A 24859-nucleotide genomic window follows, 5' to 3' on the forward strand; every position below is an offset into this window, starting at 1 on the left:
GACATGGCGTTGCGTGCCGTTGCGGCACACAGTAGTCAATTCGCTTCCTTCGCTGGAATGACCCAGATCAGGTTCTACGGTCGAAGTTTGATTACTCCCTCTCAGTCCAGCTCACTGGACTCCCGTGCTGGTCACGACATTAGCCGCCGATGCCTGCCCATGGCAAGACGAACCACTCACCAGATTGTTTGGGCGATTTGCTACAGTTCCGACCTGAACTCTTCGATGAGTAAAGGTGGTGCACACCAACGTCGTTCAGGCACTGGTGAACTGCACCGACACATTAATTCCAAGGGAACTAGAGGACGCGCCTAACCGTGAGCAACTCCCAAGGGGATGCCGGAGCATCCGCACGCCGTGAATACGAACGCCGCAAAGCACGTGACGAAGAAAAGCTTCGAGCCCAGTGGGGGCGTCTAGGTGGGCTTGCGGTTGCCCTATCAAGTGAGCGTCGCAGCACCCAGGTGTGGGAAAAGGGCGCTGTAGGCGAAGAGAAACTTGGAGCACGCCTCGATAGCGTGGCTTCACCCACGCTGAAAGTTCTTCATGATCGGCGCATCCGCCGCACAAAAGCAAACGTTGATCACCTCGTCATCACCGACAGTGGCGTTTGGGTGATCGATGCCAAACGCTACACCGGGCGCCCAACGTTACGCGTTGAAGGTGGGTTGTTGCGGCCGCGCACCGAAACCCTGCTCGTTGGCAGGCGACAATGTAACAAAATCGTTGACGGTGTGATCCGTCAAGTTGATCTTGTTCGGGCGGTGGTGGGTGACGTCCCAGTTCACGGGGTGCTGTGCTTTATTGACGCTGATTGGCCGCTGTTCGGAGGGAGTTTCTCGACCCGCGACGTCCACGTTGTGTGGCCTAAACGGCTCGTGAAACTCCTGACGACCACATCCCCGCATCAAGGGATGAACGTTACTGACACCCATGCCGCGATCGCCAACGCTTTCCCACCCGCGTAGTTAGTTGACCTGCCAGTTCACCGGGGTAGCACCCATGCTTTCGAGCATGGTGTTGACCTGTGAGAACGGGCGGGACCCAAAGAACCCACGGTGTGCAGACAACGGTGACGGGTGAGGTGACACAACAACGGGGGTGTCACCCAGCATCGGCTGCAAGTTTGCGGCATCCTTGCCCCACAAGATACCCACCAGTGGAGCGTCACGCGCCACAAGCGCACGGATGGCGAGCTCGGTGACAGACTCCCAACCCCACCCACGGTGTGATGCGGGCTTGCCCGGTTGCACCGTGAGGACCCTGTTTAAGAGCATGACCCCTTGGTCACTCCACGCCGAGAGGTCACCGTGTTCCGCGGCAGGGATGCCAAGGTCGTTGGTGAGTTCGCGGTAAATGTTGTTCAGGCTCCGCGGTAGGGGACGCACATCACGGTCCACTGCAAACGACAACCCGATCGGGTGGCCCGGGGTGGGATACGGGTCTTGCCCAACGATCAGCACTTTCACGTCAGCCAGCGGGCGAGAAAAAGCGCGCAGCACGTTCTCACCTGCAGGAAGATAACCTCGCCCCTGTGCCACCTCAGCGCGCAGCCGGTCGCCCAACTCCGCGATGGTGGGGGCAACAGGTTCAAGAACCTCTGCCCAGTCAGCGGCGATCAGTCCTTCAGCGGCAAGTTCAGCGAGGCTCTTCGACATGGATTCACCCTAACTGACGCATCGGCTGTTTCCACAGGTCACCTGATGTGGAGCACTCCACTAGCGGTAGCTGAAGCCCGCTTCACCCTCACTCGGGAGTCGGGAACGCCACGCGACGTAACCGCGCACGGCAAGAATCACTCCCCCAACGACAACCCCACACGACGCACCAGGCAGCCAGCGGCCCCACAACCAAGCGGAAAGCGCCGCGCCCATCAGCGGACACACCACCATGATCATGCTGTTCACCACCAGTGGGGCTTTTGCGAAGGCCATATCAGCACACTACCGCGGCCACTCCACAAACCACTTCCCGGTTTCCCACTCGTGTGTGGATCGTTTTTCGAGTGAGTGCGTGGCTCCTCCTGATCCACAGGCCAGCAGAGGAAGGTGACACACTCCCTCAACCACCACGTGGGCAGTGGCATCCGGGGACTCAAACCCACCCCGCGCATCGGCTTAAATGCGCAGGTCAGCGCGACGTTAAGCGTGAGTAGTGTCATAGGGCAATTGGGCCCGTTGACGGTTATCGCCGCACGCCCGGAAACTGTTCACGTGCACATCCGCCCCCACGCCTGGCCGCAGTCCCCGGTTGACGCTGCGGTCACCTCCTCGCAACGCTTGCTGGCCGCGCTTATCGCCGGCGAGACGGTGGCGCCTGCCACCACGGACACGCCATTGCGTGGGTTTCCGCTACATACGGGCGAACAAGTTTTATGGCACGGGCAGATGCTTGTGGCACGGTACCGGGGGCGGGACGCGTTCACCTCGCAGTCTGGCGGGATGGCGGTTGGTCGCCCCGCATATGTGGCGACGGCTGGCTTGTTGAGTTCTGTGGTGATGTCGTCGCAGCGTGGGCAGGTGGCTGCCGCTCGGGCTCGTGGGGTTCGCGGTTGGCGGGATCGGGAGCGAGCTGTTGTGGTGGTGACATCGCAGCGCATCGCGGTGATCGCGGTGGAGAAGGTGCGCTGGTTGGCCACAGTGGCCGGAGATGACTTTGGGCCATTGGATGACGTTCCGGCTGGGGAGTGGCGTTCTTTCCCGTGGGCTTCCATGTGGGATGTCACGGCTGATGTGGAGCGGTTGACGGTGGTGTGTGACATTGATGGTGATGCACCGTTAATGTGCGCGGGGCCGGGAGCAGTGATACTTGCAGTACACGGGGTTCATGCGACGAAGGGCCGTGCCGCATTGGCCACCTCGCTGGATCTTGCACCATTGATGCAGACTTTTTCAGCTTTTTCAAGACCTTAAAATAATACCCGGGTGAATTATCGCTACCTGCGCGCATTTTTCATAACACAACATTGCACTTTCTGCCGGTGGTTGATAATTCAATAGCTTCTGACCTGCGATGTCACTGTTTTTGTTGCCCAGATATTTCCGGCAGGTAACTTACTGTCTGCCAAGTATCTAGTCAATAAACTAATCGTTTAAGGAGGTACATCAACCACCACTTGATGCTAATTTCTGGTGGCATGACACATAACACCAGAGTTCCTACGAGAGCGATTGCCGTTCTGGCAAGTACAGCTCTCCTTGCCGGTTCAACGAGCATCGGCATCACGTCCAGCGCACTAGCTTCCCCATCCGCTGCTGACGCATCGGAAGACACCGCCAGGCTCCTCCTGTCAGCTGATGAACTAGCAGCGCAAGGCTCAGACCCCATCGATCTCAGCACGTTAGGCACCGCAGACTCCGACCAGGATGACCAAGAACTTCTTGTCGCTGATCCAGAAGAAACCGTTGTCACAATCATCGAGCTTGCCCCAGCCCAAGCAAACAACCCTGAGCAAGTCGCCGAGGCTTTGGAAGAAACACTTGGCCAGCAAGCCGCAGCCGAAGGTTTTGACGCCCCGGACGTGGAAATCGTCCAAGAGTACGACACCGCATTTACCGGTATTGCCGTAGAAATCCCGCGGTGGGGGCAACCCGCCGTATCCGATGCGCCAGGTGTGCGGACCACGTTCATTGAACGCCGCTACGAAATCCCAGAGAACATGCCCGTCGACCCGCTCAGCACAAGCACTTACGACTGGGCCAATGGTTCTTCCCTCGCTATGACAGGCGCCGATCAAGCATTAGAGCTTGGTGATGGCATGCTCATCAGCATCATTGACACCGGTTTAGAGACCACTCACGAGGCGTTCGTGGACAACCTCGATACCTCAAAAGTCCGGTACACCAAAAAGCAGATCGACAAACTTCGAAAGTCCCTCGGACAAGGGAAAACAGCCACCTACGTCAACAATAAAGTGCCTTTCGCGTACGACTACGCAGACAGTGACAACATTGTGGATCCCACTGGGGATACTGACATGTCCCACGGCACGCACGTAGCTGGCATCTCGGCAGCGAACGGTGGCGAAGCAATCCGCGGCACCGCACCCAACGCGCAGGTCATGGTGCAAAAGGTATTCAGTGACACCGAAGAGTTCGCCTCAGACTCGTGGATTCTCGCTGCTCTTGATGACGCCGTGAAAATCAAGCCTGACGTCATTAACATGTCCCTTGGTTCCTCCAACGGATACAGCCGTGAACGCGACAGCCTGTACGGAAACATTTACGAGAAGCTGCGCAAAAACGGTGTCATCATTAACGCCTCAGCTGGTAACTCCCAGCACGCCGCAGTACGCAACACTTCCGGCCAGGACCTGCCCTACGTCACCGACCCTGACTACGGGGTGTTGTCCTCTCCTTCCAGTTATGAACCAAACCTCTCCATTGCGAGCATCAACAACGCTCTGGCTCGCTCTTATCTGCTAAGCGGCGACGGACTGAAGGTGTACTACCAAAGTGCTGCGGCATCGGGCACAGGCGCTGTCACCCCGTTCTCAGAACTAGCCGAAGGGACATACAAATACGTCGATGCGGGCATCGGCACCCCCGAGGACACTGCGGCGGCAGCAGCAACACTAGAACCTGGTGAAGCTGAGAACACGATCTTCCTGATCCGCCGTGGCTCGATCACGTTCCAAGCGAAGGTTGAGGCGGCAGCGACCTACAACCCTGCGGCAGTCCTCATCATGGATAACGTGGAGTCTGCTGACCTTCTCACCCCCTCACTTGACGCAAGCGACATTCCCACCGCGATGATTTCCAAGTCCCACGGTGACGAACTACTTGCCAGCACCACAAAAACGCTCACGGTGGATTCTGACCAACTAGAGGCACCAAGCGAAGAGTTCCGGGCATCGGCATTCTCCTCCATGGGTGTGACCCCTGACCTGCAACTTAAGCCCGATGTTGCCGCACCAGGTGGCAACATCTACTCAGCCGTACCTGGGAACGACTACGGCTGGAAATCTGGAACATCAATGGCTGCACCGCAAACAGCGGGCATCCTGGCGATCCTCAAACAGCACATTCTGAACAACCCAGCCACCTACGGGAAGAAAAACTCCGTACAAGCCGGTGAACTGGCCATGCAAATCATGATGAACACCGCACGGCCGCTCATCAACCCTGATTCCAGCGAAAAAACTCTCTACACCCCACGCAAGCAGGGCGCCGGAATCGCGAACGTACCAGCCGCACAACGCACCCCGGTGTACCTGACCGTGAAGGGTGCAACAGACAAAGCACGCCCCTCCGCATCGATGGGGGAAAGCGACAAAGGTAACTTCTCCTTCAGTTTCACCGCACACAACCTGACCCGCGAGCGCCAGCAGTACACCTTGGATGCCACTGCGCTGTCCGATGCGATCAGTGGTGGGTTCTTCCAGGATGAGTCAGTGGATTGGACTGGTCAGGGCATTGATGTGTCCTTCAAAGGGTCGCGGGTTTCTGGCGACAAGCTCACTGTTCCGGCCCGTGGTTCTGCAACAGTGAAGGTGACTGTTTCCGCGAAGAAGGCGTTTAAGGATGCTGTGAAACCGGCGGTCAACGGCACGTACGTTGAGGGCTTTGTGCAGTTGGCATCGGACACGGCACCCACGTTGTCGTTGCCATACTTGGGTTTCTACGGGGACTGGAGTGACGCACCTGTTTTTGATGCTGACCTCGTCACGGAGGACTTCCACATTGCGGGAACAATGTTGTACAACACGTCACTGAGCACCGTGTTGGGTGTGAACCCTCTTGACCCGAACGGAACGAGTGCGGCGTTAAGTGAACCTGCCGCGACGATCAAACCTGAACGGTATGTGTTCTCGCCGCTATTGGTGGAGGGCAAGCCAAACGAGTTCCAAACGTACACCGGGTTACTGCGTAACACTGACAAGTTGGAGTATTCGTTGGTGCAGCGATCTACGGGTAAGTCTGTGGCTAAGTACAAGTTTGATCAGGTCGCGAAGTCGTTCTACTTCGCGAACTTGGGGTACATCTTGTACGCCGAGGATTACTTGGATAACCAGCCCCTGTTTAACGGGTATGACTCACGTGGGCGCGAGTTGAAGCCTGGTGCGTACACGTTGACGCAGATTGCGCGGACCTCAAAGCCCACTAGCGCCATTCAACGTAAGGAAACACCGCTGACGTTTGACGCGGTAGGCCCCAAGGTTGAGGGTGTTGAGTCGACCGGTGAGGGTGCGGATGCTGCGCTGTCGGTAACGGTCAGCGACGACACATATTTGTCGGCGGTGTCTTTCCACGAGTCTGAAACGACCGGGTATTTCCAGCGGGTGCTGACCACAGACACCCCGTTCACCACGGTGAAGAAGCGTCACGTGTATGAGGTGACGGTTCCACTCAGTGATATCGAGTCTTCTTGGGACACGATGGAACAGCGTTTGGGTACGGACCGCGCGCTTCCTGATTCGGTGACACTGTACGCCTGGGATTACGGGTTGAACCGTACTGCGGGGCTCAGTGTTGACCTCACTGGTGTTGAGGTGACTCGACCAGCTGACTAATCACGGGCATCGGGCCGATGCGCGTTTGTGGGGGACCATGCCGTTGCGGCGTGGTCCCCCACTGCGTTTCACTGAGGTCGCGGGCAATTACGGGTTGTTGCGTCACTCCCGGGTGGGGGTCACGTAAGTGTTGGTTAAGGTCAAGTGCACGCCGTGGGGAGGTAATTTTTTGTTGTTGAGGCGCAGTTCACGGGGATAAAGCCTAGACGCACCGGAGGGGGCCAGGCGTAGCATCGAATCGATACGAGTTTTGTGGGCGAAGGTGGCGATGGGTGCCACACTGCCGCCACGATTCCACCCCCCTGTTGTGATCTCGGAGCACCCTGTCATGTCTCAAAGGACCCTCACCGTCGGCAGCCCCTGGCGCGTGATCCTCCTCTTCACCGTTCCCCTATTGATCGGTAACCTCGTCCAGCAGATGTACCACGTCATCGACGCGATGGTAGTGGGCAATGTGCTGGGTGTGACGTCCCTCGCTGCCGTTGGCGCAACAGGGTCGTTGCTGTTTTTGCTGCTCGGTTTCGCGTGGGGCATGACCTCTGGGTTTGCTATCCCCACCGCACAGGCTTTTGGTGCCGGTGATTTGCGTGGCGTGCGCCGGTCGGTGGCTGCAGGCGCGTTGCTGTCTGCTGGGGTGAGCATCTTCCTCACCATTGTGGCCCCATTGATTGCCCGGCCCGTGCTGGTGTTGCTACGCACCCCACCCGAGCTCCTCGATCAGGCGACAACGTTCGCGGTGATCAGCTTTTTGGGCGCTGGGGCAACCATGTTTTTCAACTTCCTGTCAGCGATTATTCGTGCGATCGGTGACTCTAGGACGCCGCTCATTTTCTTGGTGATTGCCTGCCTGATGAACGTGGTTCTTGTTGTGGCGTTCGTGGCGTGGCTTGGGTACGGCGTCGGCGGTGCAGCGTTGGCAACAGTGTTGTCACAGTTGTTGTCCGTGGTGTTGTGTTTGCTGTTTGTGCGCCGCCGGTTACCTGTGCTGCACGTACAGCGTGAGGATTGGCGGGTCACTCGCGCCGAGCTAGGCCACCACTTACACCTTGGTTTACCGATGGGTTTCCAAGCATCAATCATCGCGATTGGCACGCTGGCAGTGCAGGTTGCGTTGAACACCCTTGGCGCCGATGCCGTGGCCGCGTACACCACAGCCACCCGCGTTGACGGCCTCGCCATTGCGTTCCTGGCATCGTTGGGGTTGGCGGTTTCGACGTTCTCCGCACAGAACTATGGTGCTGGGTTGATGGACCGCATCCGTGTTGGTGTGCGACAAAGTTTGTGGATGTCCGTGGCTGGTGGGCTTGCCCTAGCTGCGGTACTCATTACCGCTGGTGGCCCCATTGTGCGGTCGTTTGTTGGGAACGACGCTGAAGGCGTTGTGGACATGGCGCACTGGTTCCTGGTCACAAACGGTTCGTTGTATGTGGTGTTGGGTGTGCTGTTTGTGCTGCGCGGCGCTCTGCAAGGCTTGGGTTACACGCTGGTTCCCACGTTGACTGGTGTTATCGAACTGGTGATGCGTGTTGGTGCGGCCATTATTTTGGGTGCCTTGTTTGGGTTCACTGGCATTGTGTGGGGTAACCCGTTGGCATGGGTTGGCGCTGTGGTGTTGTTGGTGCCGGCATGGCGCGCTGCCCGGCTGAAACTCGCTACGACCGCGACACCTTCTGGGGCATCGGCGGCCTTTAGCGGGCCGAACGCTTTCGGTGGGTCTGACACAGTGAAGGATACAACCGGTGTGGGCGACAACGATGTTCACGCTGATGCTGCTCCCATGCCCCTTGGGGTATCCGAGGCTGACCGGGATATGGCGGTGTCACTGCTCGCTAACAGCGTCCCGGACGAGTATGAACCCCACGACGACGCCCACGGCCTGCGCCACTCTACCCAGGCCTCTCCCCAGCCCTCTCCCCAGCCGAGATCCTAGATCTCGCACTGAGATCCTTGTCCACGGCGAGGATCTCACGCCGACATCTAGGATCTCGGCGTGGAGGAGGTAGCAGGCGTGGGGGAGGTAGCAGAAGTGGGCGACGCGGGCGACGCAAGGAGGAGTCGTTGCTCGGCAACCCCGATGCGCAGCGTTTGCCCCCAGGTGAGGGTGAGCCGGTCAGTTTCAATGCCGTCACCAAAGGTGACAAGTTGGTCTGATTCCACGGTGATGTCCAGGTGCACACCGCGAGAAATAACCCCTTCAGTGAGGGTCGCTTGGGTGGCGGGTGATGGCCACGCTTCACGCACAAACCAGGCGAGAGCCGCATCGGACTGTGCTGGCAAACGCCGCCCACCGCGATCACGGCTGATTGATGCCAACCAACCGGTTGCCCCTGTTCCTGTCCCGACAATGATCCCGGACGATGCTTGCCGTTCGCTGGCCTCCGCGGTTCGCACACTGTAACGGGCGGATTGGTGACGTTCGTGCCCAACATACAGTTCGTTGAGTGCCCGCAAGGTTTGCCCGTCATCAAGCGCACCTTCCACCATGGTGAGTTGATTGTGGGTGATGAGTTTGGTTGCGTGCGTTCCGTGCTGGTCCTCAGCTATGCGTCCGATGCTCGCTGTGGCATCGGCGGTACTGTGGCGCACCAGCACCCCGGCATTTACCCCTGGGGCGGCGTCCACTCCGATCACAAGTTGGTTGGTGATGTATTTCGCGGTGTTTGCAACGAGCCCGTCTTGCCCAATGACAAGCACGACATCCTCGGGGGCGAACAAAAACCGGGACAAGTCAGCGCGTTCAACGTGAGCCACGGCCCAGTCGGTGGGTATGGCACTGAGGATTGTGGCTATCGCTTCTGTGGTGGTGTCGTGACGTTGTTGCACGTCATCGAGGGTGCGGCCGCGTGTGCGGAGGAAGAACTCTGCTTGCCCACGGGTGGCGTGGCGGTTGAGGAGTTCGTCAAGTTCGGTGCGGCGGTGGACGATGACTGCGCGGCGTCTCATGCTGCGTCCCGTTGGTTTGCCGCTGGCATGTCAGTTCCGTTTGGCCCTCCGGTTGGCTGTGTACCGCCACCGAGTAGGTTGCCCAGCAGGCCAGTGAGGACATCTGGGGTGACGGTGAGATTCCCGATGTTGGGAAGAGCTGCGGCTGCGTCTCGCAGTGCCAGCGCGGTGAGTACGTCGCGCCCAACGGTTGCGTAGGCCTGCATGAGGGCGTTTTCTTTGTTGGCTTCTGCTTGGCCGATCACGGTGATTTCGGCGGCGCGGGCCTCGGCGAGGAGTGTTTTTCGTTCTGCGCTGGAGGCCGCTTCGAGGCGGCTGCGTTCGATGGTTGATTTGGTGGTGATCAACGCCGATGCTGCGGTTTCGCGGGCTTCTCGTTGGGCGTTGGCACCTTCTTGGGTGAGGAGGTCTTCGCGGCGGCGGGCTAGCTCGATTTTTGAGGCGAGTTCTGTTTCGGAGATGGTGCGTTCGCGTTCGACTGCTTGGGCTCGCCGTTCGTAGGTGGCCCGGTCGGCTTCGGATTGGAGGCGTTCGCGGACGGGTGTTTGGAGTGCTTTTTCGATGGCGGTTTCGGGGCGGACGGATAGCACGCGCACGCCGAGGATTTCGATGCCGGTTGAGGTGAGGCGTGGGTCTGCTGTGAGGCCATCGATCAGCGCTTCGTGCAGGCGAATGATGCCGTGTTCGAGGGTGGCATTGAGGTTGAGGGTGGCGAAGAGGGTGACGCCGATTGATTGTGCTGATTGACCGATGATCACGCCAACTCGTTGACGCCCGTCGGCTTGTTGTTCGTGTTTGCGGCGTGCAGGGAACACACCGAAGTCGAGGCGTTGGGAGGCGAGGTGCGCATCGGTGAAGCGGTAGGTGACGTTGACTTGCACGGTGACGTCTTGTTGGTCGCGGGTGATGACGTGGAAAACGACGGGTTGTTCTTGGTCGGTGGCGGGCACTTCGCTGATGACGGAGGTTTGGGGGCGGAACCAGAAGGATTGCCCGATGCCGCGGTGTTTGAGTGCTCCCCTGTTGAGGTGGATGACGTCCGCGTTTGCGCTGCCGAGGTAGTGGGAGAAGGCGGGGAATGTGCGGATGACGCTCATGGGGTGCTCCTTAGGTGATGGTGGGGTGTGGTTGTGGGGGTGACCACACCCCACCCGTTTTCGTCAGTTCGACGATAACCCATGTCGAGAGTTATCGTCAAGTTGACCCTAAGGGTGTTTTGCTACTCCTCGGAGCGCGGCTCCCCAACCACCCACAACGTGTAATGACCCTGCGTGTCAGGCAAGTCCCACATCGTCCCTACTTGTTCCGAAGCCCACCCACCAGGGAAAAAGTACGACTGACCGACCGTCGCAACCTCGCGGCCCTCATTCAACAAAGTCCACCCGTCATCACTAGCGGTAAACCCCTGCGGCACGATGAGACCATGCTTCACCCCAGTGTCATCCAGGACGTAAAAGTAGGCCTTGTCGCCCTCCTGATAAGAAGCCAACACCCCCTCCACACCAGAATCTGACATGCCCGTAATAGGTTCCGTGTGGGTCACAGTTTTCATTTCATCTGGCCCAACACCTCCCCCAGCTTCCGCAGACTGAGCCGATGCCGTACACCCGCTGAGAAATAAACTCCCCGCTAGCAGCACGGCGGCAGCAACCTGGCGGGACCGGGCAGCAACGGTTGCGGCACCCACCTTGCGGTGCGCACAATAATGATGATTCGTCACGTAAGTTCTCCCTTCGGCCGCGCCGTTCGCGACCAGCGTTGACAGTGACGACTCATCGATAACAGGGGGCGCTGGCTCCAACCCGGACACAGGGTGACCGTCGGATTACCGCACGATGAACACCACCCGCACCGGCGCTGCCACGGCCCTTCGCTTCGTCAATCTTGTTTTCGTCATTGTGACGCTAAGGGTAGGGTGGTGGCCATGACTGTTCCCCCCACCGCCGGGCTCGTGCCCGTCACCGTGGACATCGTTGCCCTCACTGTCCTCAACGGTGAACTCAATGTTCTCCTCGTGCGGCGGCTCCTCGAACCCTTCGCCGGTGACCTCGCCCTCCCGGGCGGTTTTGTCCTGCCTAACGAAACCCTGCCTGCCGCCGCCCTGCGCGAACTCGACGAGGAAACAGGTATCGTCCCACCAGGACATTTAGAGCAACTCCGCACCTACGGCCCCCTCGACCGCGACCCGCGAGGCCCCATTTTGTCCGTGGCCCACCTGCTACTCGCCCCAGCCGACCGCATCCCCCAAGCAGGCGGAGACGCCACCGAAGCCGGGTGGCATCCCGTTTCCACACTCGGCGCCCTGGCATTCGATCACGCAACAATCCTCAACGACGCCATTGAACGGGCCCGCAACAAAATTGAATACTCCCCCTTAGCCGCAACAATGTGCCCAGCAGAGTTCACCATCGCGGAACTACGGGCAGTCTACGAAGCGGTGTGGGGGCAAAACGTTGACCCCCGCAACTTCCACCGCAAGATCACCGGAACACCCGGTTTTGTCACCTCTACAGGTAAACGTGGAGGCGGCGGCACTGGCCGCCCAGCCGAACTTTTCCGGGTCGCTGACGGCATTTCCCCACACGACGCCGTGCTCTACCCGCCACTGCTACGCCGCAGCATGTAACCCTGATGCAGCACAAAAGGGCTTCGTAGGGCTTCCGTCATATCATTAATAGTTTCGCATTCAATGACATATACGATTTGTCTTGATGCTTGTTACTATACTTCTCGTGCTGTTATGCCCCTCACAAGTACAGGACGCTCAACGGGCTCTTTTCACGAATCCATAACAGCCGCACTGAACATCGCTCACTTATATTGACTTCCTCAAAACGCACCACACTGCATTTTCCTCATTTTCCGCTGTTAGGGTTGCTCGCCACATGGCAAACATACTGTCGCTTGACTCAGTCTCGTTCAAGTACAAAAATCGGGTCATTCTTGAGGGGGTGTCCTTGAGCGTTGAGGCGGGGACCTCTGTTGCCATCATGGGGCAATCTGGCAGCGGGAAAAGCACTCTCTTGTCCTTGGTGGCAGGACTACTGAGGCCCACTCGAGGGAGAGTTCTCATACAGGATCGCGACATTGCCAAAATAACGGCTTCTGAGAAAGCCCGAATGCGTCGAGAATCATTAGGCTTCGTCTATCAATTTGGGGAATTGCTACCAGCGCTCAACGCCATTGAGAATGTTGCGATTCCAGCACTTTTTAACAATGAATCGTGGGACAGTGCGGCATCACGCGCTTCCGAACTTCTCCATCGGTTCGGCGTGGATAACGTGTCAGTTCCTGCGCACGTCCTGTCGGGTGGAGAACGGCAACGTGTCGCTTTGGCTCGCGCACTCATTAATGATGCCCCGCTCATCATCGCGGACGAACCTACAGGCGCTCTAGACACCACACTGAGAGACGGCGTCGCAGACGAACTGTTCAACAACTCGCGTAAAGAGGGGCGTGGTCTCCTCCTGGTCACACACGACCCCCAACTTGCAGCACGGGCCGATAGAAGCTTCATTCTTGAAAATGGTCAACTGTGGTCACATGATGAGGTGCCCCAGTGACGACGACACAAGCGCTTTCCCAAAAGAACCTTCTTGCGGACTCTTCAGCACACCGTCGTTGGTGGCGTGTGCTCGTTGCAATCGCAGCCTGCCTGCTAACTCTTGCAACAACTTTTGTTCTGTTTATTCACCCAACCTATGAAGGGCGTCTTTTACGGGACAACGCGCGTGATCTTCTTGCCCCCGCTGACGGTCGCGCCCCGGTTGGATTGGCTGGCTTTCTCCGCGTCGACATTGATACGACAGCCGTCTACGGGTCGTTCCTTGCCGTTGAAAACCCAACTTCTCACCCTCCACTTGGACTAACCCAGTGGCCCGCCCCCGGAGAAGTGTTCGTAAGCCCTGCGGTCCTAGAAATGCCGGGAGTAACCGATGCGGTGGGTAGGTACGGAAAGATCGCAGGGACAATCAAAGAGTCAGGGCTTGTGGCGGATAATGAGCGCCTTATCTACGCGGGCGTGGATCTCTCAACAGCCAAGTCAACCGACTGGTTCCAACCACTCTACGAGCCACGCATAGCACACTGTGCCAGTATCTACGAATGTGGGAGGCAGAGAAATGGACCCCTATGGTTCAGCGGGAACACAGGCGATACCACTAACTTTCTTGACCCGAATCACTTCTATTTCACTGCGGCCACCTATCTCATCACTCCCGCCCTTATCGCTTTAGCAGTCATCATTAGTCTTGATAGTGAGAGGAAGCGACACAAGCTTCTCACCATGACACTCCTTGGTGCCTCACCGCGCATCGTCCGACGTGCGGTTTTGCGTGAAGTTCTTCCACCTGCATCTTTTGGTGCTTTTTCTGGCTTTCTGATCGCTAGTGTCGCCGCAAGCAAGACATGGATGTTGCCCAAGATAGGCTTTCAAGTCATTGGTGCGGATCTTCGCCATGCCCTTCCTTGGGTTGCGCTCTCAGCTGTAGCCATCACATTCCTTGCTTGTGTCTTTGGGCTGCTTGTGTACGCCCGCACCCCACGAGGAATGACTGGCACACGACCAACATTGCCGCCGTCAAAGCCTCACAGCATTGTCATTTTCGGTGTGTTAGCTCTGCTCATTGCAACAAACCTCATTGTTAGCAAAGTAATGGATCCTTTTGGCGACACACAGTTTCCACTGTACGCCTTTGCCGCCATTATCGTTTTACTCCTGTCAGGGAGTATTCTCACCACAGTTTTTGCTGTAATCGCTAAGTTTGGAACAGCGATCAGTAAGAAGCGAAATGATGCCATTAGTCTTGTCGCATATAAAAATCTCGCAGCGCTTCCGAAACCGACGGTTCGCACTGCGATTGGTATCACCATCATCGCTTTTTTGACTGTCAACACGGTCGCACTATGGGGCCGCCAAGATCTGTTTCTTTCAGATGCCCAGCAGACACAATCGCAAAACTTAGGTAGAGTCGCAATAATTCATGAGCAGTTTGATTCAAAAGCTATAGCAGAAATCAAAAACAATCTCCCTGAAGAATCGGTACTTATAGGAGGGAACGCCGTTGATTTTTCAACGATGACCTACACTTCTGTCGTTGGAGACAAGGAGTCATTAGAGCTGATATTTGGAGCCTCATCCGGTTCAACAACTTCCGCCATGACGGATTATCAAAAACTCGCCTTCTCGGAAGAAGCGCCCATTGCTGTTGTTGAAGATAATTTGTTGGCTGAATCCGACGCATTCTTTGTTATCACATCAAATAACGAACCTCTCGACACAGAGAAAATTCAGTCAGCCGTCACCACTGCTTTAGGAACAGCAAATGCGCAAGTCGCACTTCTAGGCCATATGGACATGGTTACTGCTACATTCAACCAAGCAGCAGGCGGTTACTACACAACCATCGGAACCATGGGAATTTGGATAGCTTTCTTTGTTGCCTTCTCTGCTCTTGTTTTCGAGGTGTTGCGCACAGGCCGGGCCTTCGCGGCAGTGTCAATGTTGTCCCATTCGCGGATAACACACATCCGGCTGGCGGGAGGGATTCTGGGAATCCCACTGTTGTCCGGAGCAATCATCGGCATTTGCCTCGCTTTGTCGCTGTACATCAGTGAGTTTCGCGCCGGGACCCTCCCCGTCCCCTACGCGCTTGTTGTAAGTACCTTGGGAGCTCTCCTGTTTTCCCTCACGGTGATAACCCTTGCCACAGCGAAAACAATCGCCCGTTACGGCACCGAGTGGCAAAGCGGTAGACCGGACGCGTTCACTCAGTAAAAACCAAACTGCTTCTCACGTGGGTCAAGCGCTGCTACGCCGCAGCATGCAACCCGCCTACGCCCGCTGCGACCGTCCTCTCCCTTCATCTCGCCCACCTCTCTACTGCCGAGATCCTAGATGTCGCACTGAGATCCTTGTCCACGGGGAGGATCTCACGCCGATATCTAGGATCTCGGCGTGAAGGGCGGTGGGGTGGAGGGCGGTGGGGTGGAGGGCGGTGGGGTGAAGGGCGGTGGGGTGAAGGGCGGTGGGGTGGAGGCAGTGGGGGGCTGAACGGGGCGCACACACCAACCGCCGCAGAGTTACGGGACGCGCAGCTCGGCGACGGGGTCTCGGCGGGCCGCGTATGTCGCTGGTACGGCCGCGAACACGGCTGCAGCAGCGAGCAACAACACGAGGACGGCGATCACAAAACTGGGGGCGGGCATCGGCGCGTTCTCTACAGCGAGGACAACGAGCCCGGCGGTTGTGCCGATCACCGCGCCTGCTGCCACGAGTGCAACAACTTGGGTGATGACGTACCGGATGAGCCAGGTGCGGGTGGCACCGAGGGAGCGCCTGCGACCAAATTCGCGGCGGCGGAGCAACACCACCCCCAGCACGATTGCACCGATCACTGCCCCTGTTCCAAGGATGAGCATCACGAGGAGCCCGTGCCCGTAGGTGCCCACTTGCCCGGAGATTCCGGCGCGTAGTTCAGCGTAGGAGGCGCCGGTGTCGAGGCTAATTTTTGAAGGGTCAGGTACGTCGATGAGAGTGGTCAGTGTTGCGGTGACGGCGGCTAGTTCGTGGCTGTTTTTCACGAGCACGATGATCATCGCGGCGGGTTGCGTGGCAAGGTCGTCGGTGTGGATGGGCGTTAACGCGAGCGGTTCGAGGGTGGCAAGGTGCGCGGGCAGTGTGATCGTTTCACCAACCCCGTACGTCAAGCCGTCAGTACCAACCAGAGTGCCGGTACCGGGGCTCACTCCGAGGGTGCGTTGCGCTGCGGTGGTAGCAAGTAGTGTGCCACTGATTGTGGAGTTTTCGCAGGTCACATGGGTTTCGCAGAGTTGCGCGGGGATGGTGCGGTTGGCGATCACTGGTGATGTGGGGCCGCGGTCTGTGTTGTGGATGTCTGTGGCGGGGCCGAGCACCATCATGTTGTCGATTTCGTGGATTGCTTGGAGGGCTGGGAGCACGCCCATGGTGAGTCCGGCGTCTGGTTGGGCACGCACCACGATCATGCGGAATGTTGCCTCGTCGATCTGGTTGAGGAGGTCCGCTTCGACTCCGGCGGTGCGGCCAGTGGTGAGTTGGATGAGTGCGCAGGAAATTGCCGCGATGAGGATCAGGAGCGCTGAGGTCACTGGTTGGGCGCGTACACCGGCGAGCGCTTCTCGTGTGTGGCGTTGGGTGGCGGTCATAGGTCGATGTGGGTGTCGCATCGGGCGACGACGTCTGGTGAGTGGGTGGAGATGATGACGATGCGCCCGGTGGCGGCGTGTTCTTTGAGTCCGTTGATGACGGCGGTTGTGGATTGGGCGTCGAGGTTGCCGGTGGGTTCGTCAGCGAGGACGACAAGTGGGTCGCCGATGAGCGCGCGGCATAGTGCGACGCGTTGGGCTTGGCCGCCGGAGATTTGGCCGGGGCGGCGGTGTGGAGGGAGGGCTACGCCGTAGCGTTCCATGAGGTGGAGTGCGTGGTTGTGGCGGGTGGCGGGGTTTTCGTTGCGGTAGTGGCAGGATTCGAGGATGTTGTCTGCGAGGGTGCGGGTGGGGTCGAGTTCGGCGTTTTGGAAGACGAATCCGAAGTGGTGTGCGCGGTGCCAGGATCGGGTGTGGTCTGGCTGGTTGGAGAGGGTTTCGCCGTTGAGGGTGACGTGCCCGGTGGTGGGGGTGAGGAGTAGCCCGAGGATGTAGAGGGCGGTGGATTTTCCGCGTCCTGATGGTCCGGTGATGGCGGTGGTTTGGCCTGCGGTGAAGGTGTGGCTCCAGGTGGTGAGAATGGGGCTGCCACCGGGGTAGGCGAAGGTGATGTTGTGGGCTTCAAGTGTGGTCATGGGGCGTCGTCGCTAGTGCCGTCGTCAGCGGGGGTATCGTCACCTGTTGGCGTTGCGTTTGTGCTGGTGGTTGCGCCAACCACGTCGGTGTCGCTCTCAGCCGGTACGAGGATGTTTACCCCTGGTTCGAGGCCGTCGACGATTGCTTCTCCGCGTACTGCGGCGAGGAGTTCCACGGTGATGGTGTCATGGGCAGTGGTGGTGATGTGCAGGGTGTTGTTTGGGCCGGAGGTCAGCGCCGCGAGGGGGACGATGGTTCCGCTGACTGGCGGGGTAATGATCATGTCGGTGGGCAGGTAGGTGGGTGTGTCAACGGCAAGGTCGTTGCAGTTTTTCCCGCAAATAGTGTCGCCGTTTTGCGGCCCGAGGGTTGCGGTGTGCCCACCGTCGTTGTTGGGTTCGATTGTGGTGATTTCTGCTGTCCAGGGGTCACCGGTGGGTGGGGTGATGGTGACGGTGTTCCCGGTTGTGATGCGTTGCGCTTGGGCTGTGGTGAGGTCGATGTGGAATGTGGGTTCTGCTGCCACGGTCAGGATCAGTGGGTCTTGCCCGGTAAGGACAGCGCCGATGCTTGGGGCGTCGGGGGCGTAGGCAACCCGGGTGGGCAGGGTGGGGACGTAGAGGACGTCACCTGCGGTGACGGTTTCTGAGCGTGGGACGCCAAGGTCTTTGTGCCATTGGTGGATGGCGGCAGTGAACTGGGAGTCAATGGTTTGTTGTGTGGGTTCGACGGTGTAGCCGAGGGTGTTGAGCAGAGCGGCGAGCTGTTTGACGTCTGGGCCGCTGTCACCGGGGCGTAAGTCTCGGTAGGCGGGTGTTTTACCGGCTGCTATGACGACGGGCCGGTTGTCGACGCGGTAGAGCACATCGCCAGCTTTCACTTTGTCACCGTTGGCGACTGTCAGGGCTGTGAGTGTTCCAGCCGCCCTGTTGAGGGCACCTTGGGTGGGGGTCCATTGTGCGGTGGTGTTCAGGGTGAGGCTTTCGCCGCGTTCCCCTGCTTGCGCGGTGACGGTGACGTGGGTGGCGTCGGTCAGGGTGTCTTCTGGGGAGGTGAAGGCGTGGTTGAGTGCCCATCCGAGCGCCACACCTGCCAGAAGAATCGCACCAGCGAGGGTTGCTGTGCGTCGGGTGATCCACGTGGTGCGCCCCGTGGCGGTGTGGCGGCTCATGGGTGTTGGGTCGTTTCTGGTTGTTAGTTCTGTGACGTGAATGCGCCAGGATCTGGGCACTCCGCGAGGAGTGTTGTCATTTCTTCGCTGGACAGTTGGTAATTGCCCATGTGACCCCAGGGTGCCCAGTATTCTGGTGTGCCGTACGTGTCGAGGTAGACCGCTTCTGAGGGTGGTTCGGGGGTGTCGTAGCCTTGTTCAGCTAAGCAGTTGCGGGCTTCGATTTGTAGGGCGTACATGCGGGTTTTTTGTTCGTCTGACATGACACCGTCGGTGATGAATCCGAGTTCTTCAAAGCATTCGGGGATCGCAGCGTCAACGATCTCGTATTGGCTTTCCGGTACGTCTTCGTTGGTGTAGCCAACGCTCCCATCAGGGTCAGCTGTGACCTCGAAGCCTGTTCGCTCTTTGACGCATTCCACGACCTCGTTGGCGTTGTCTTCTAACAGCGTGACATTTAACGATGCGTATTCTTGCGCTGCTGGGCTGGCTTCTTCACCAGCGCAACCAGCAAACAGCACCACACTAACGAGGCAATAATGAACAGACTTCGAAATATTTGCCATTTAGCGCATCCCCCTCAGGTGCGGCGTCTTCCTTGACATGCACAAACTACCAATCGGGGGGTGTGAAAGTCCACCTACCCTGGACGCATCGGCGCCCACAACCTGTCTATGTCTGGATGGCCAAGAACGTTACCGCTGTCACGCCCCAGGATTCTCACGTAACGGTAGACTTGTGGGCTGGAGCGAGGAGAACCCCACATGGCACACAACCACCGGCAGATCGGCGAGGTCGCGGAACGTACTGGACTGTCCCTGCGGACAATCCGCTACTACGAAGAAGTGGGCCTCATTACCCCCTCTGCCCGCTCCCAGGGCGGTTTCCGTCTCTACACAGAGGAAGACATCGCCCGGCTTGACGTGGTGAAAGCCATGAAACCGCTGGATTTCTCCCTCGACGAGATGCGCGGCCTCCTTGAGTCACTCGACACTCTCGATGACCCCGCCGCCACAGCCAAAGACCACGCAGATGCACTCGAGCGGCTTGACATGTTCCATGCCGCCACCGACGAGCGCTGCCAAGCTCTACGACGCCAACTCAGCATCGCTGAAGGTTTCGCCGAGCAACTCCGCACCCACACCATCCGACACCAGGCAGTGAGTCCCCGCACGTGACATCAGTAACTTTGTCAAACCAAACCATCATCGATGAAGCGTCCCGGCGGCGTTCCATCGCCGTCATTTCACACCCGGACGCCGGTAAATCCACCCTCACCGAAGCACTGGCTTTGCACGCCAAAGTCATCTCGGAGGCTGGCGCCGTCCACGGGCGCGGTAACCGCGCCGGTGTGGTGTCAGACTGGTTGGACATCGAAAAGAAACGCGGAATTTCTATTACCTCCGCAGCTCTCCAGTTCGAATACCGCGGTCTCGTCATCAACCTTCTGGACACCCCCGGTCACGCTGACTTCTCTGAAGACACCTACCGTGTGCTAACCGCCGTCGACGCCGCGGTCATGCTCATTGACTCCTCCAAAGGGTTGGAACCACAAACTCTCAAACTGTTTGAGGTGTGCCGCCAACGCGGAGTGCCCGTTATTACGTTCATCAATAAGTGGGACCGCCTCGGTAAAGAAGCACTTGAACTGTGCGACGAACTCACCGAACGCATCAACCTGACCCCCACCCCCATCACCTGGCCCATTGGCCGCGCTGGGGAGATGAAAGGGATCATTGACCTGCGTGACCGCAGTGTCACGTTCTATGAGCGTGCACCTGGTGGAGCAACACTGGCCCTGTCAGAAACCGTCACCCTCGACGAGGCGTTGACCCGCCACCCAGAAGACGTCACCGAAGCCATTGAAGCGTCCGGTTTGCTCGGTGAATACGACCCCGTCACATTCCACGAAGGCACCACCTCCCCGCTACTGTTCGGGGCCGCTTTAACGAACATCGGCGTCAGTGAACTGCTGTCCGTGGTGGAAACTGTGGCACCATCACCTGGGCCGCGTGCGCTAGCAAACGGAACCCCACGCCCTATCGATGCACCCTTCAGCGGGTTTGTCTTCAAAATGCAGGCCGGAATGGACCGGGCACACCGTGACCACCTGGCGTTTGTGCGGGTGTGCTCCGGGCAGTTCACTCGTGGGATGACTGTGGTTCAGGAACGCACTGGGCGTTCCTTCGCCACCAAGTACGCACTGTCAGTCTTTGGGCGCGATCGTTCCACCATCGAAACCGCGTACCCCGGCGATGTTGTTGGTTTAGTGAACGCATCATCCCTCCACGTGGGTGACACCATCCACTCAACTGATTCACCAGGCGGCTCATACCCACCCATGCCGCACTTCGAAACAGAACACTTCTCCACGGTGCGCGTGAAAGACCCAAGCCAGTCCAAACAATTCCGAAAAGGAATTGCCCAACTGGAACAAGAAGGTGTCATCCAAATTCTCATCTCTGAGAACCGCGGTGACGCTTCACCAATCCTCGCCGCCGTGGGACCACTGCAATTCGAGGTTGCAGCGTTCCGCATGGAACAAGAATTCCACGCGCCCATCATCACAGACCACTTGGAGTACTCGGTGGCCCGCAACGCCAGCGCAGCGGATGTCGCAGCGATCAGCGGGACGCTCGGTGTGGAAATTGCTCGCCGTAGCAACGGCACAGCCGTGGCATTAATTCGCGACAAGTGGCGACTCAAAACACTCATGACCAACCACCCCACCCTGTTCGCTGAGGCACAGCCCCAGTGAAATCACCACTAGCAATACACCGTGAATCCCTTGAACCGGGTGGTTTTTACGGATGGCACATGGTGGTTTATGCCTCCATTGCCCTCGCCGCAACGGGGCCAGGGCAGACCGTTGGTGTTTCACTGTTCATTGACCCGCTCATCGCTGACCTAGGGGTGAGCCGGTCATCGATCTCTACCGCCTACATGCTTGGTACTTTGGCAGGAGCATTTGCTTTGCCTTGGATTGGGCGGGGCATTGACCGGTTTGGTATTCGCCGCTCGATGCTAGTCATTGGTTTCGCATTTGGTGGCATCCTCATGGCGATGTCTTTGATCAATGACATCGTTGGTTTGACCGCTGGCTTTGTTGGCATTCGCATGGCAGGGCAAGGGGCGCTTGGACTTGTTGCCACAACATCGGTTGCGATGTGGTTCTCCCGCCGTCGCGGTCTCGCAACGGGGATTGTGTCAGCTATCGGGGCGATTGGAATCTCATCGACCCCACTGATTTTGGAGGGGTACCTTCTTCAACATGGGTGGCGTACCGCGTGGGTGGTTGAGGGCCTTGCCATTTGGGTGATTGTTCTCCCCCTAGCGTTTTTCGGTATCCGCAACAAACCATCTGATCTGAAACAGCGACCTGATGGGCCAACACCAAAGCAACACCGTGACACACACGGTGCACCTACCGCGCAATTTTTGCATGAGCCTCATGTCTCCTACACGCGCGCTCAAACATTACGTGAACCGTACTTTTGGCTTATCGCATCGGCGGTCGCCCTTTCTGGGCTTCTGACAACAGCTGTGTCATTCCACCAAATTTCGTTACTCACCTCACGAGGCCTCACCGCCGCGCAAGCAGCAGCAAACTTCATTCCGCAAACGGTCGCTGGTCTCGCAGCAACATTGATAACCGGGTACCTGATGGACCGTTTCGCTGGGCGATGGATGATTGTTGGGTCGATGCTCACCCTCGCAGGCGCTTTGTGGTGGGGAACACATGTGAGCCCGGGCATATCGGCAATTGCTTTTGGGGCCATGCTGGGATCAGCGGGAAGCATGATTAGAGCTGTTGAAGCCGCAGCCCTCCCCCGCTACTTCGGACTGCAATATATCGGGTCGATTCGTGGTCTTGTTGCGGCAATCAGTGTGGGCGGAACCGCTTGTGGACCGCTACTTTTCGCGACTGTCTTTGAATCAACTGGCACCTACAACCCGGCGCTTTACATCTCTATGTTTGCGCCTCTCGCTCTATGCGGATGGGCGGTTTTTGCGCGCGAACCCGGATCGCGCCCTAAACAACACGAAGGCACAAGTACCAAAGATGGCGCGTCCAGGCCCTGAGATTGCCACTACACCCTTCCGTAACGTTAGGGTAGAGTTTCATCCGGCGCTGTGAGTCCACCCGACGGGGCTGGCGTCACCTCCACCACCTGATTTTTGCGCGGCGTAGCGTGCTGAGGCCCTGCCGCGCCATATTCCTGCGGGCCACGGCTCAACATGTGAACGGAACTTGTGAATGACTGTTGAAAAACCCCTGCCCTCTGCACCCCCTGAGGCAGATGAACAGCACTCAGTGCTTGCAGCACTGAAGTCCCCTAAACGGCTGAAAACTGAGGTACTCGCTGGGCTTGTTGTTGCACTCGCCCTGATCCCTGAAGCTATTTCCTTCTCAATCATCGCGGGCGTTGACCCCCGGATCGGTCTCTTTGCCTCATTCACGATGGCCGTATCTATCGCGTTCCTCGGTGGACGCCCAGCGATGATTTCCGCCGCAACTGGCGCAATCGCACTGGTTATCGCCCCTGTTGCGCGAGAATACGGCCTCGACTACTTCATTGCCACGGTGATTCTTGCCGGTATTTTCCAGGTGGTTCTTGGGGTCATCGGTGTTGCGAAGCTGATGCGCTTCATCCCGCGCTCCGTGATGGTCGGGTTTGTGAACTCACTGGCTATCCTTATTTTCCTCGCCCAGGTGCCTCACATGCGTGATGTTCCTGTGGTGGTTTACGGACTCATCGCGCTGGGCCTCGTGATCATCTTTGTACTGCCGCGGTTCACCACGATTGTTCCAGCGCCATTGGTTGCCATCGTTATTCTCACGGTCATCACCGTGACCTTCGCAATGAACGTCCCCACCGTCGGTGACGAAGGTGAACTACCCCGTTCATTGCCTTCCTTGTTCTTCCCGAACGTCCCCCTGACATGGGAAACATTCCAGATCATCGCGCCATTCGCACTGTCGATGGCTCTTGTTGGTCTGCTGGAATCCCTCATGACCGCAAAGCTTGTGGATGACGTCACTGACACCCACTCGAATAAAACCCGTGAAGCATGGGGCCAAGGTGCCGCAAACATCATCACCGGTTTCTTCGGTGGTATGGGTGGTTGCGCGATGATCGGTCAAACCATGATCAACGTAAAAGTTTCTGGTGCTCGCACCCGGATCTCAACGTTCCTCGCCGGAATGTTCCTGCTCGCTCTCATCGTTGGCTTGGGCGACGTCGTCGCGATCATCCCAATGGCTGCACTCGTTGCCGTGATGATTGTTGTATCCGTGGCCACCTTCGACTGGCACTCCATCCAGATCGCAACACTGCGCCGCATGCCAAAGTCCGAAACCATCGTCATGCTCACAACGGTTGTCGTTGTTGTTGCCACACACAACCTGGCCATTGGTGTTCTCGTCGGCGTGATTGTCGCGGCGCTGTTGTTCTTGCGTCGCGTTGCGCACTTCACCGAGGTTGTTCGCCTCGACAAAACCGATGACGACAACGAGCGCGTGTACGCCGTGAAGGGCGAGTTGTTCTTCGCGTCCTCCAACGACTTGGTGTACCAATTCGACTACACCGGTGACCCCAAGAACATTGTGATCGACATGTCTGGTGCCCACATTTGGGATGCCTCAACTGTTGCCACCCTCGACGCCATCACCACAAAATACCGGCGTAAAGGCAAAAACGTCACCATCATTGGTTTGAACGAAGATTCCGCTGAGCGTCACGGGCGCCTTGCCGGGAACATGGGCGAAGGCCACTAACCGAGCACGTCGCGCGCATCGAGCACGATAGTTCAATCACCTCACTGTGCAGGGAGGCAGCGTTCAGCTGTCTCCCTGTAACGTTTCACGCCACGTTTTCTCTTTCTCGAGGTATTCGTTTCCCTCAAACTCAGCGAAGTCAGACTCGTCAGTAATACGACGCACTTCAAGCGAGGACCCAGGCACCATGGGGCACCGCGCCGCCCACATCGTTGCTTCATCCAACGACGCGACGTTGAGCACCCAGTACCCGCTGAACCGTTCACTGACACCGCCGTACGCGCCGAGGCGAATTGTTGGGGCATCGCCCGTGAACTCAACAACCGCCCCCTCATTGGGGTCTGCGAGACCGTCACCGCCTGCTAGAACACCAGCGTCCATGAGCGCTTCGTTGTAAATCCCCATGGCGTTGATGACATCTTCATACGACTTGCCTTTAGCTGCTGCCTGGGATTCCTCTGTGGCCCGCATGATGAGCATGTATGCCATTGCGGTCCCCTCTCTGCTTTTTCTGACACCTCTGACAGTTCCGAGCATGGCACGGCAGTGCAGGTACCGCTCCTTGAACCCGATTCGGTGTCGAGTTCTTCAACCACCTCGTTCGCCGAGAGCACTTCGCTGGGGTCACGTAGGC

General features: G+C 58.1%; 21 protein-coding genes. 11 read left to right on the forward strand and 10 right to left on the reverse strand.

Translation table 11 applies throughout. The features are described 5' to 3' along the window. Positions 1-317 precede the first annotated feature (317 nt). Complete coding sequence (locus G538_RS14520) at positions 318-968, forward strand: nuclease-related domain-containing protein (RefSeq protein WP_051196451.1); 651 nt, start codon at positions 318-320, stop codon at positions 966-968. Here the strand turns inward: G538_RS14520 and G538_RS0101565 are convergent, their stop codons facing one another. After that, on the reverse strand, positions 969-1658 hold the full coding sequence (locus G538_RS0101565; protein WP_029067930.1) for a uracil-DNA glycosylase: 690 nt from the start codon (positions 1656-1658) through the stop codon (positions 969-971). Positions 1659-1718: 60 nt separating this feature from the next. Then, complete coding sequence (locus G538_RS0101570; protein ID WP_029067931.1) at positions 1719-1934, reverse strand: hypothetical protein; 216 nt, start codon at positions 1932-1934, stop codon at positions 1719-1721. Positions 1935-2048: 114 nt separating this feature from the next. On the opposite strand from G538_RS0101570, the gene G538_RS0101575 reads away from it, so the two are divergent. The 3 genes from G538_RS0101575 to G538_RS14525 all read left to right on the forward strand — a co-directional run bounded on the left by G538_RS0101575 (position 2049) and on the right by G538_RS14525 (position 8441). Continuing rightward, positions 2049-2912, forward strand: a complete 864-nt coding sequence (locus G538_RS0101575; RefSeq protein ID WP_029067932.1) for a hypothetical protein — start codon at positions 2049-2051, stop codon at positions 2910-2912. 224 nt (positions 2913-3136) lie between these two features. After that, positions 3137-6511, forward strand: coding sequence for a S8 family serine peptidase (locus G538_RS0101580; RefSeq protein WP_169514074.1), 3375 nt, complete (start codon positions 3137-3139; stop codon positions 6509-6511). 328 nt (positions 6512-6839) lie between these two features. Further along, positions 6840-8441: an MATE family efflux transporter gene (locus tag G538_RS14525; protein WP_084618030.1), complete on the forward strand. Its 1602-nt coding sequence runs from the start codon at positions 6840-6842 to the stop codon at positions 8439-8441. 47 nt (positions 8442-8488) lie between these two features. On the opposite strand, the gene G538_RS14530 is transcribed toward G538_RS14525, so the two are convergent. From G538_RS14530 to G538_RS0101600, 3 genes are all read right to left on the reverse strand, one after another. Next, the gene (locus G538_RS14530; protein WP_051196452.1) at positions 8489-9454 is read right to left on the reverse strand and encodes an inorganic polyphosphate kinase; all 966 of its coding nucleotides are present in this window, start codon (positions 9452-9454) and stop codon (positions 8489-8491) included. Further along, on the reverse strand, positions 9451-10551 hold the full coding sequence (locus G538_RS0101595) for an SPFH domain-containing protein (RefSeq protein ID WP_029067934.1): 1101 nt from the start codon (positions 10549-10551) through the stop codon (positions 9451-9453). The genes G538_RS14530 and G538_RS0101595 overlap by 4 nt, the downstream gene beginning before the upstream one ends. Positions 10552-10673: 122 nt before the next feature. Beyond that, on the reverse strand, positions 10674-11174 hold the full coding sequence (locus G538_RS0101600; RefSeq protein WP_157544259.1) for a hypothetical protein: 501 nt from the start codon (positions 11172-11174) through the stop codon (positions 10674-10676). Positions 11175-11378: 204 nt separating this feature from the next. Between G538_RS0101600 and G538_RS0101605 the strand changes: the two genes are divergently transcribed. The 3 genes from G538_RS0101605 (at position 11379) to G538_RS0101615 (ending at position 15230) form a co-directional block, all read left to right on the forward strand. Continuing rightward, positions 11379-12080 (forward strand): NUDIX hydrolase, encoded by a 702-nt coding sequence (locus tag G538_RS0101605; protein WP_029067936.1) that lies wholly within the window; start codon positions 11379-11381, stop codon positions 12078-12080. Between the two features lie 259 nt (positions 12081-12339). Next, a complete protein-coding gene (locus G538_RS14535) occupies positions 12340-13017 on the forward strand; it encodes an ABC transporter ATP-binding protein (RefSeq protein WP_035832743.1) in 678 nt (225 codons plus the stop codon). Then, positions 13014-15230, forward strand: coding sequence for an ABC transporter permease family protein (locus G538_RS0101615; RefSeq protein WP_029067937.1), 2217 nt, complete (start codon positions 13014-13016; stop codon positions 15228-15230). The genes G538_RS14535 and G538_RS0101615 overlap by 4 nt, the downstream gene beginning before the upstream one ends. A gap of 305 nt (positions 15231-15535) precedes the next feature. On the opposite strand, the gene G538_RS0101625 is transcribed toward G538_RS0101615, so the two are convergent. From G538_RS0101625 to G538_RS0101640, 4 genes are read right to left on the reverse strand one after another with little or no spacing between them, the layout of a single operon-like run. Next, positions 15536-16639 (reverse strand): FtsX-like permease family protein, encoded by a 1104-nt coding sequence (locus tag G538_RS0101625; RefSeq protein WP_029067938.1) that lies wholly within the window; start codon positions 16637-16639, stop codon positions 15536-15538. Next, positions 16636-17274, reverse strand: coding sequence for an ABC transporter ATP-binding protein (locus tag G538_RS0101630; protein ID WP_029067939.1), 639 nt, complete (start codon positions 17272-17274; stop codon positions 16636-16638). The genes G538_RS0101625 and G538_RS0101630 overlap by 4 nt, the downstream gene beginning before the upstream one ends. Continuing rightward, positions 17271-18446 (reverse strand): biotin/lipoyl-binding protein, encoded by a 1176-nt coding sequence (locus G538_RS17160; protein WP_051196453.1) that lies wholly within the window; start codon positions 18444-18446, stop codon positions 17271-17273. The genes G538_RS0101630 and G538_RS17160 overlap by 4 nt, the downstream gene beginning before the upstream one ends. 23 nt (positions 18447-18469) lie before the next feature. Beyond that, the gene (locus G538_RS0101640; RefSeq protein WP_029067940.1) at positions 18470-19012 is read right to left on the reverse strand and encodes a hypothetical protein; all 543 of its coding nucleotides are present in this window, start codon (positions 19010-19012) and stop codon (positions 18470-18472) included. A gap of 198 nt (positions 19013-19210) precedes the next feature. Here G538_RS0101640 and G538_RS0101645 point away from each other — a divergent pair, with 198 nt between their 5' ends. The 4 genes from G538_RS0101645 to G538_RS0101660 all read left to right on the forward strand — a co-directional run bounded on the left by G538_RS0101645 (position 19211) and on the right by G538_RS0101660 (position 24225). After that, positions 19211-19624, forward strand: coding sequence for a MerR family transcriptional regulator (locus tag G538_RS0101645; protein WP_029067941.1), 414 nt, complete (start codon positions 19211-19213; stop codon positions 19622-19624). Then, a complete protein-coding gene (locus G538_RS0101650) occupies positions 19621-21204 on the forward strand; it encodes a peptide chain release factor 3 (protein ID WP_051196454.1) in 1584 nt (527 codons plus the stop codon). The genes G538_RS0101645 and G538_RS0101650 overlap by 4 nt, the downstream gene beginning before the upstream one ends. Further along, the gene (locus G538_RS14545) at positions 21201-22529 is read left to right on the forward strand and encodes an MFS transporter (RefSeq protein ID WP_051196455.1); all 1329 of its coding nucleotides are present in this window, start codon (positions 21201-21203) and stop codon (positions 22527-22529) included. Before G538_RS0101650 ends, G538_RS14545 begins: the two co-directional genes overlap by 4 nt. 175 nt (positions 22530-22704) lie before the next feature. Then, positions 22705-24225, forward strand: a complete 1521-nt coding sequence (locus G538_RS0101660) for a SulP family inorganic anion transporter (RefSeq protein ID WP_051196456.1) — start codon at positions 22705-22707, stop codon at positions 24223-24225. 63 nt (positions 24226-24288) lie between these two features. Here the strand turns inward: G538_RS0101660 and G538_RS0101665 are convergent, their stop codons facing one another. Next, positions 24289-24714, reverse strand: coding sequence for a YciI family protein (locus G538_RS0101665; protein WP_029067944.1), 426 nt, complete (start codon positions 24712-24714; stop codon positions 24289-24291). Positions 24715-24859: the final 145 nt, after the last annotated feature.

The organism is Jonesia quinghaiensis DSM 15701, assembly GCF_000423205.1.
GTDB classification, from domain to species: domain Bacteria; phylum Actinomycetota; class Actinomycetes; order Actinomycetales; family Cellulomonadaceae; genus Jonesia; species Jonesia quinghaiensis.

What these genes read in the sequence shown, in the direction of transcription:
- G538_RS0101630 (WP_029067939.1), bottom strand. Translation starts at nt 17,274, where the DNA reads ATGACCACACTTGAAGCCCACAACATCACCTTCGCCTACCCCGGTGGC.
- G538_RS14530 (WP_051196452.1), bottom strand. Translation starts at nt 9,454, where the DNA reads ATGAGACGCCGCGCAGTCATCGTCCACCGCCGCACCGAACTTGACGAA.
- G538_RS0101580 (WP_169514074.1), top strand. Translation starts at nt 3,137, where the DNA reads ATGACACATAACACCAGAGTTCCTACGAGAGCGATTGCCGTTCTGGCA.
- G538_RS14535 (WP_035832743.1), top strand. Translation starts at nt 12,340, where the DNA reads ATGGCAAACATACTGTCGCTTGACTCAGTCTCGTTCAAGTACAAAAAT.
- G538_RS0101665 (WP_029067944.1), bottom strand. Translation starts at nt 24,714, where the DNA reads ATGGCATACATGCTCATCATGCGGGCCACAGAGGAATCCCAGGCAGCA.
- G538_RS0101660 (WP_051196456.1), top strand. Translation starts at nt 22,705, where the DNA reads ATGACTGTTGAAAAACCCCTGCCCTCTGCACCCCCTGAGGCAGATGAA.
- G538_RS17160 (WP_051196453.1), bottom strand. Translation starts at nt 18,446, where the DNA reads ATGAGCCGCCACACCGCCACGGGGCGCACCACGTGGATCACCCGACGC.
- G538_RS14525 (WP_084618030.1), top strand. Translation starts at nt 6,840, where the DNA reads ATGTCTCAAAGGACCCTCACCGTCGGCAGCCCCTGGCGCGTGATCCTC.
- G538_RS0101565 (WP_029067930.1), bottom strand. Translation starts at nt 1,658, where the DNA reads ATGTCGAAGAGCCTCGCTGAACTTGCCGCTGAAGGACTGATCGCCGCT.
- G538_RS0101640 (WP_029067940.1), bottom strand. Translation starts at nt 19,012, where the DNA reads ATGGCAAATATTTCGAAGTCTGTTCATTATTGCCTCGTTAGTGTGGTG.
- G538_RS0101595 (WP_029067934.1), bottom strand. Translation starts at nt 10,551, where the DNA reads ATGAGCGTCATCCGCACATTCCCCGCCTTCTCCCACTACCTCGGCAGC.
- G538_RS0101645 (WP_029067941.1), top strand. Translation starts at nt 19,211, where the DNA reads ATGGCACACAACCACCGGCAGATCGGCGAGGTCGCGGAACGTACTGGA.
- G538_RS0101570 (WP_029067931.1), bottom strand. Translation starts at nt 1,934, where the DNA reads ATGGCCTTCGCAAAAGCCCCACTGGTGGTGAACAGCATGATCATGGTG.
- G538_RS0101625 (WP_029067938.1), bottom strand. Translation starts at nt 16,639, where the DNA reads ATGACCGCCACCCAACGCCACACACGAGAAGCGCTCGCCGGTGTACGC.
- G538_RS0101605 (WP_029067936.1), top strand. Translation starts at nt 11,379, where the DNA reads ATGACTGTTCCCCCCACCGCCGGGCTCGTGCCCGTCACCGTGGACATC.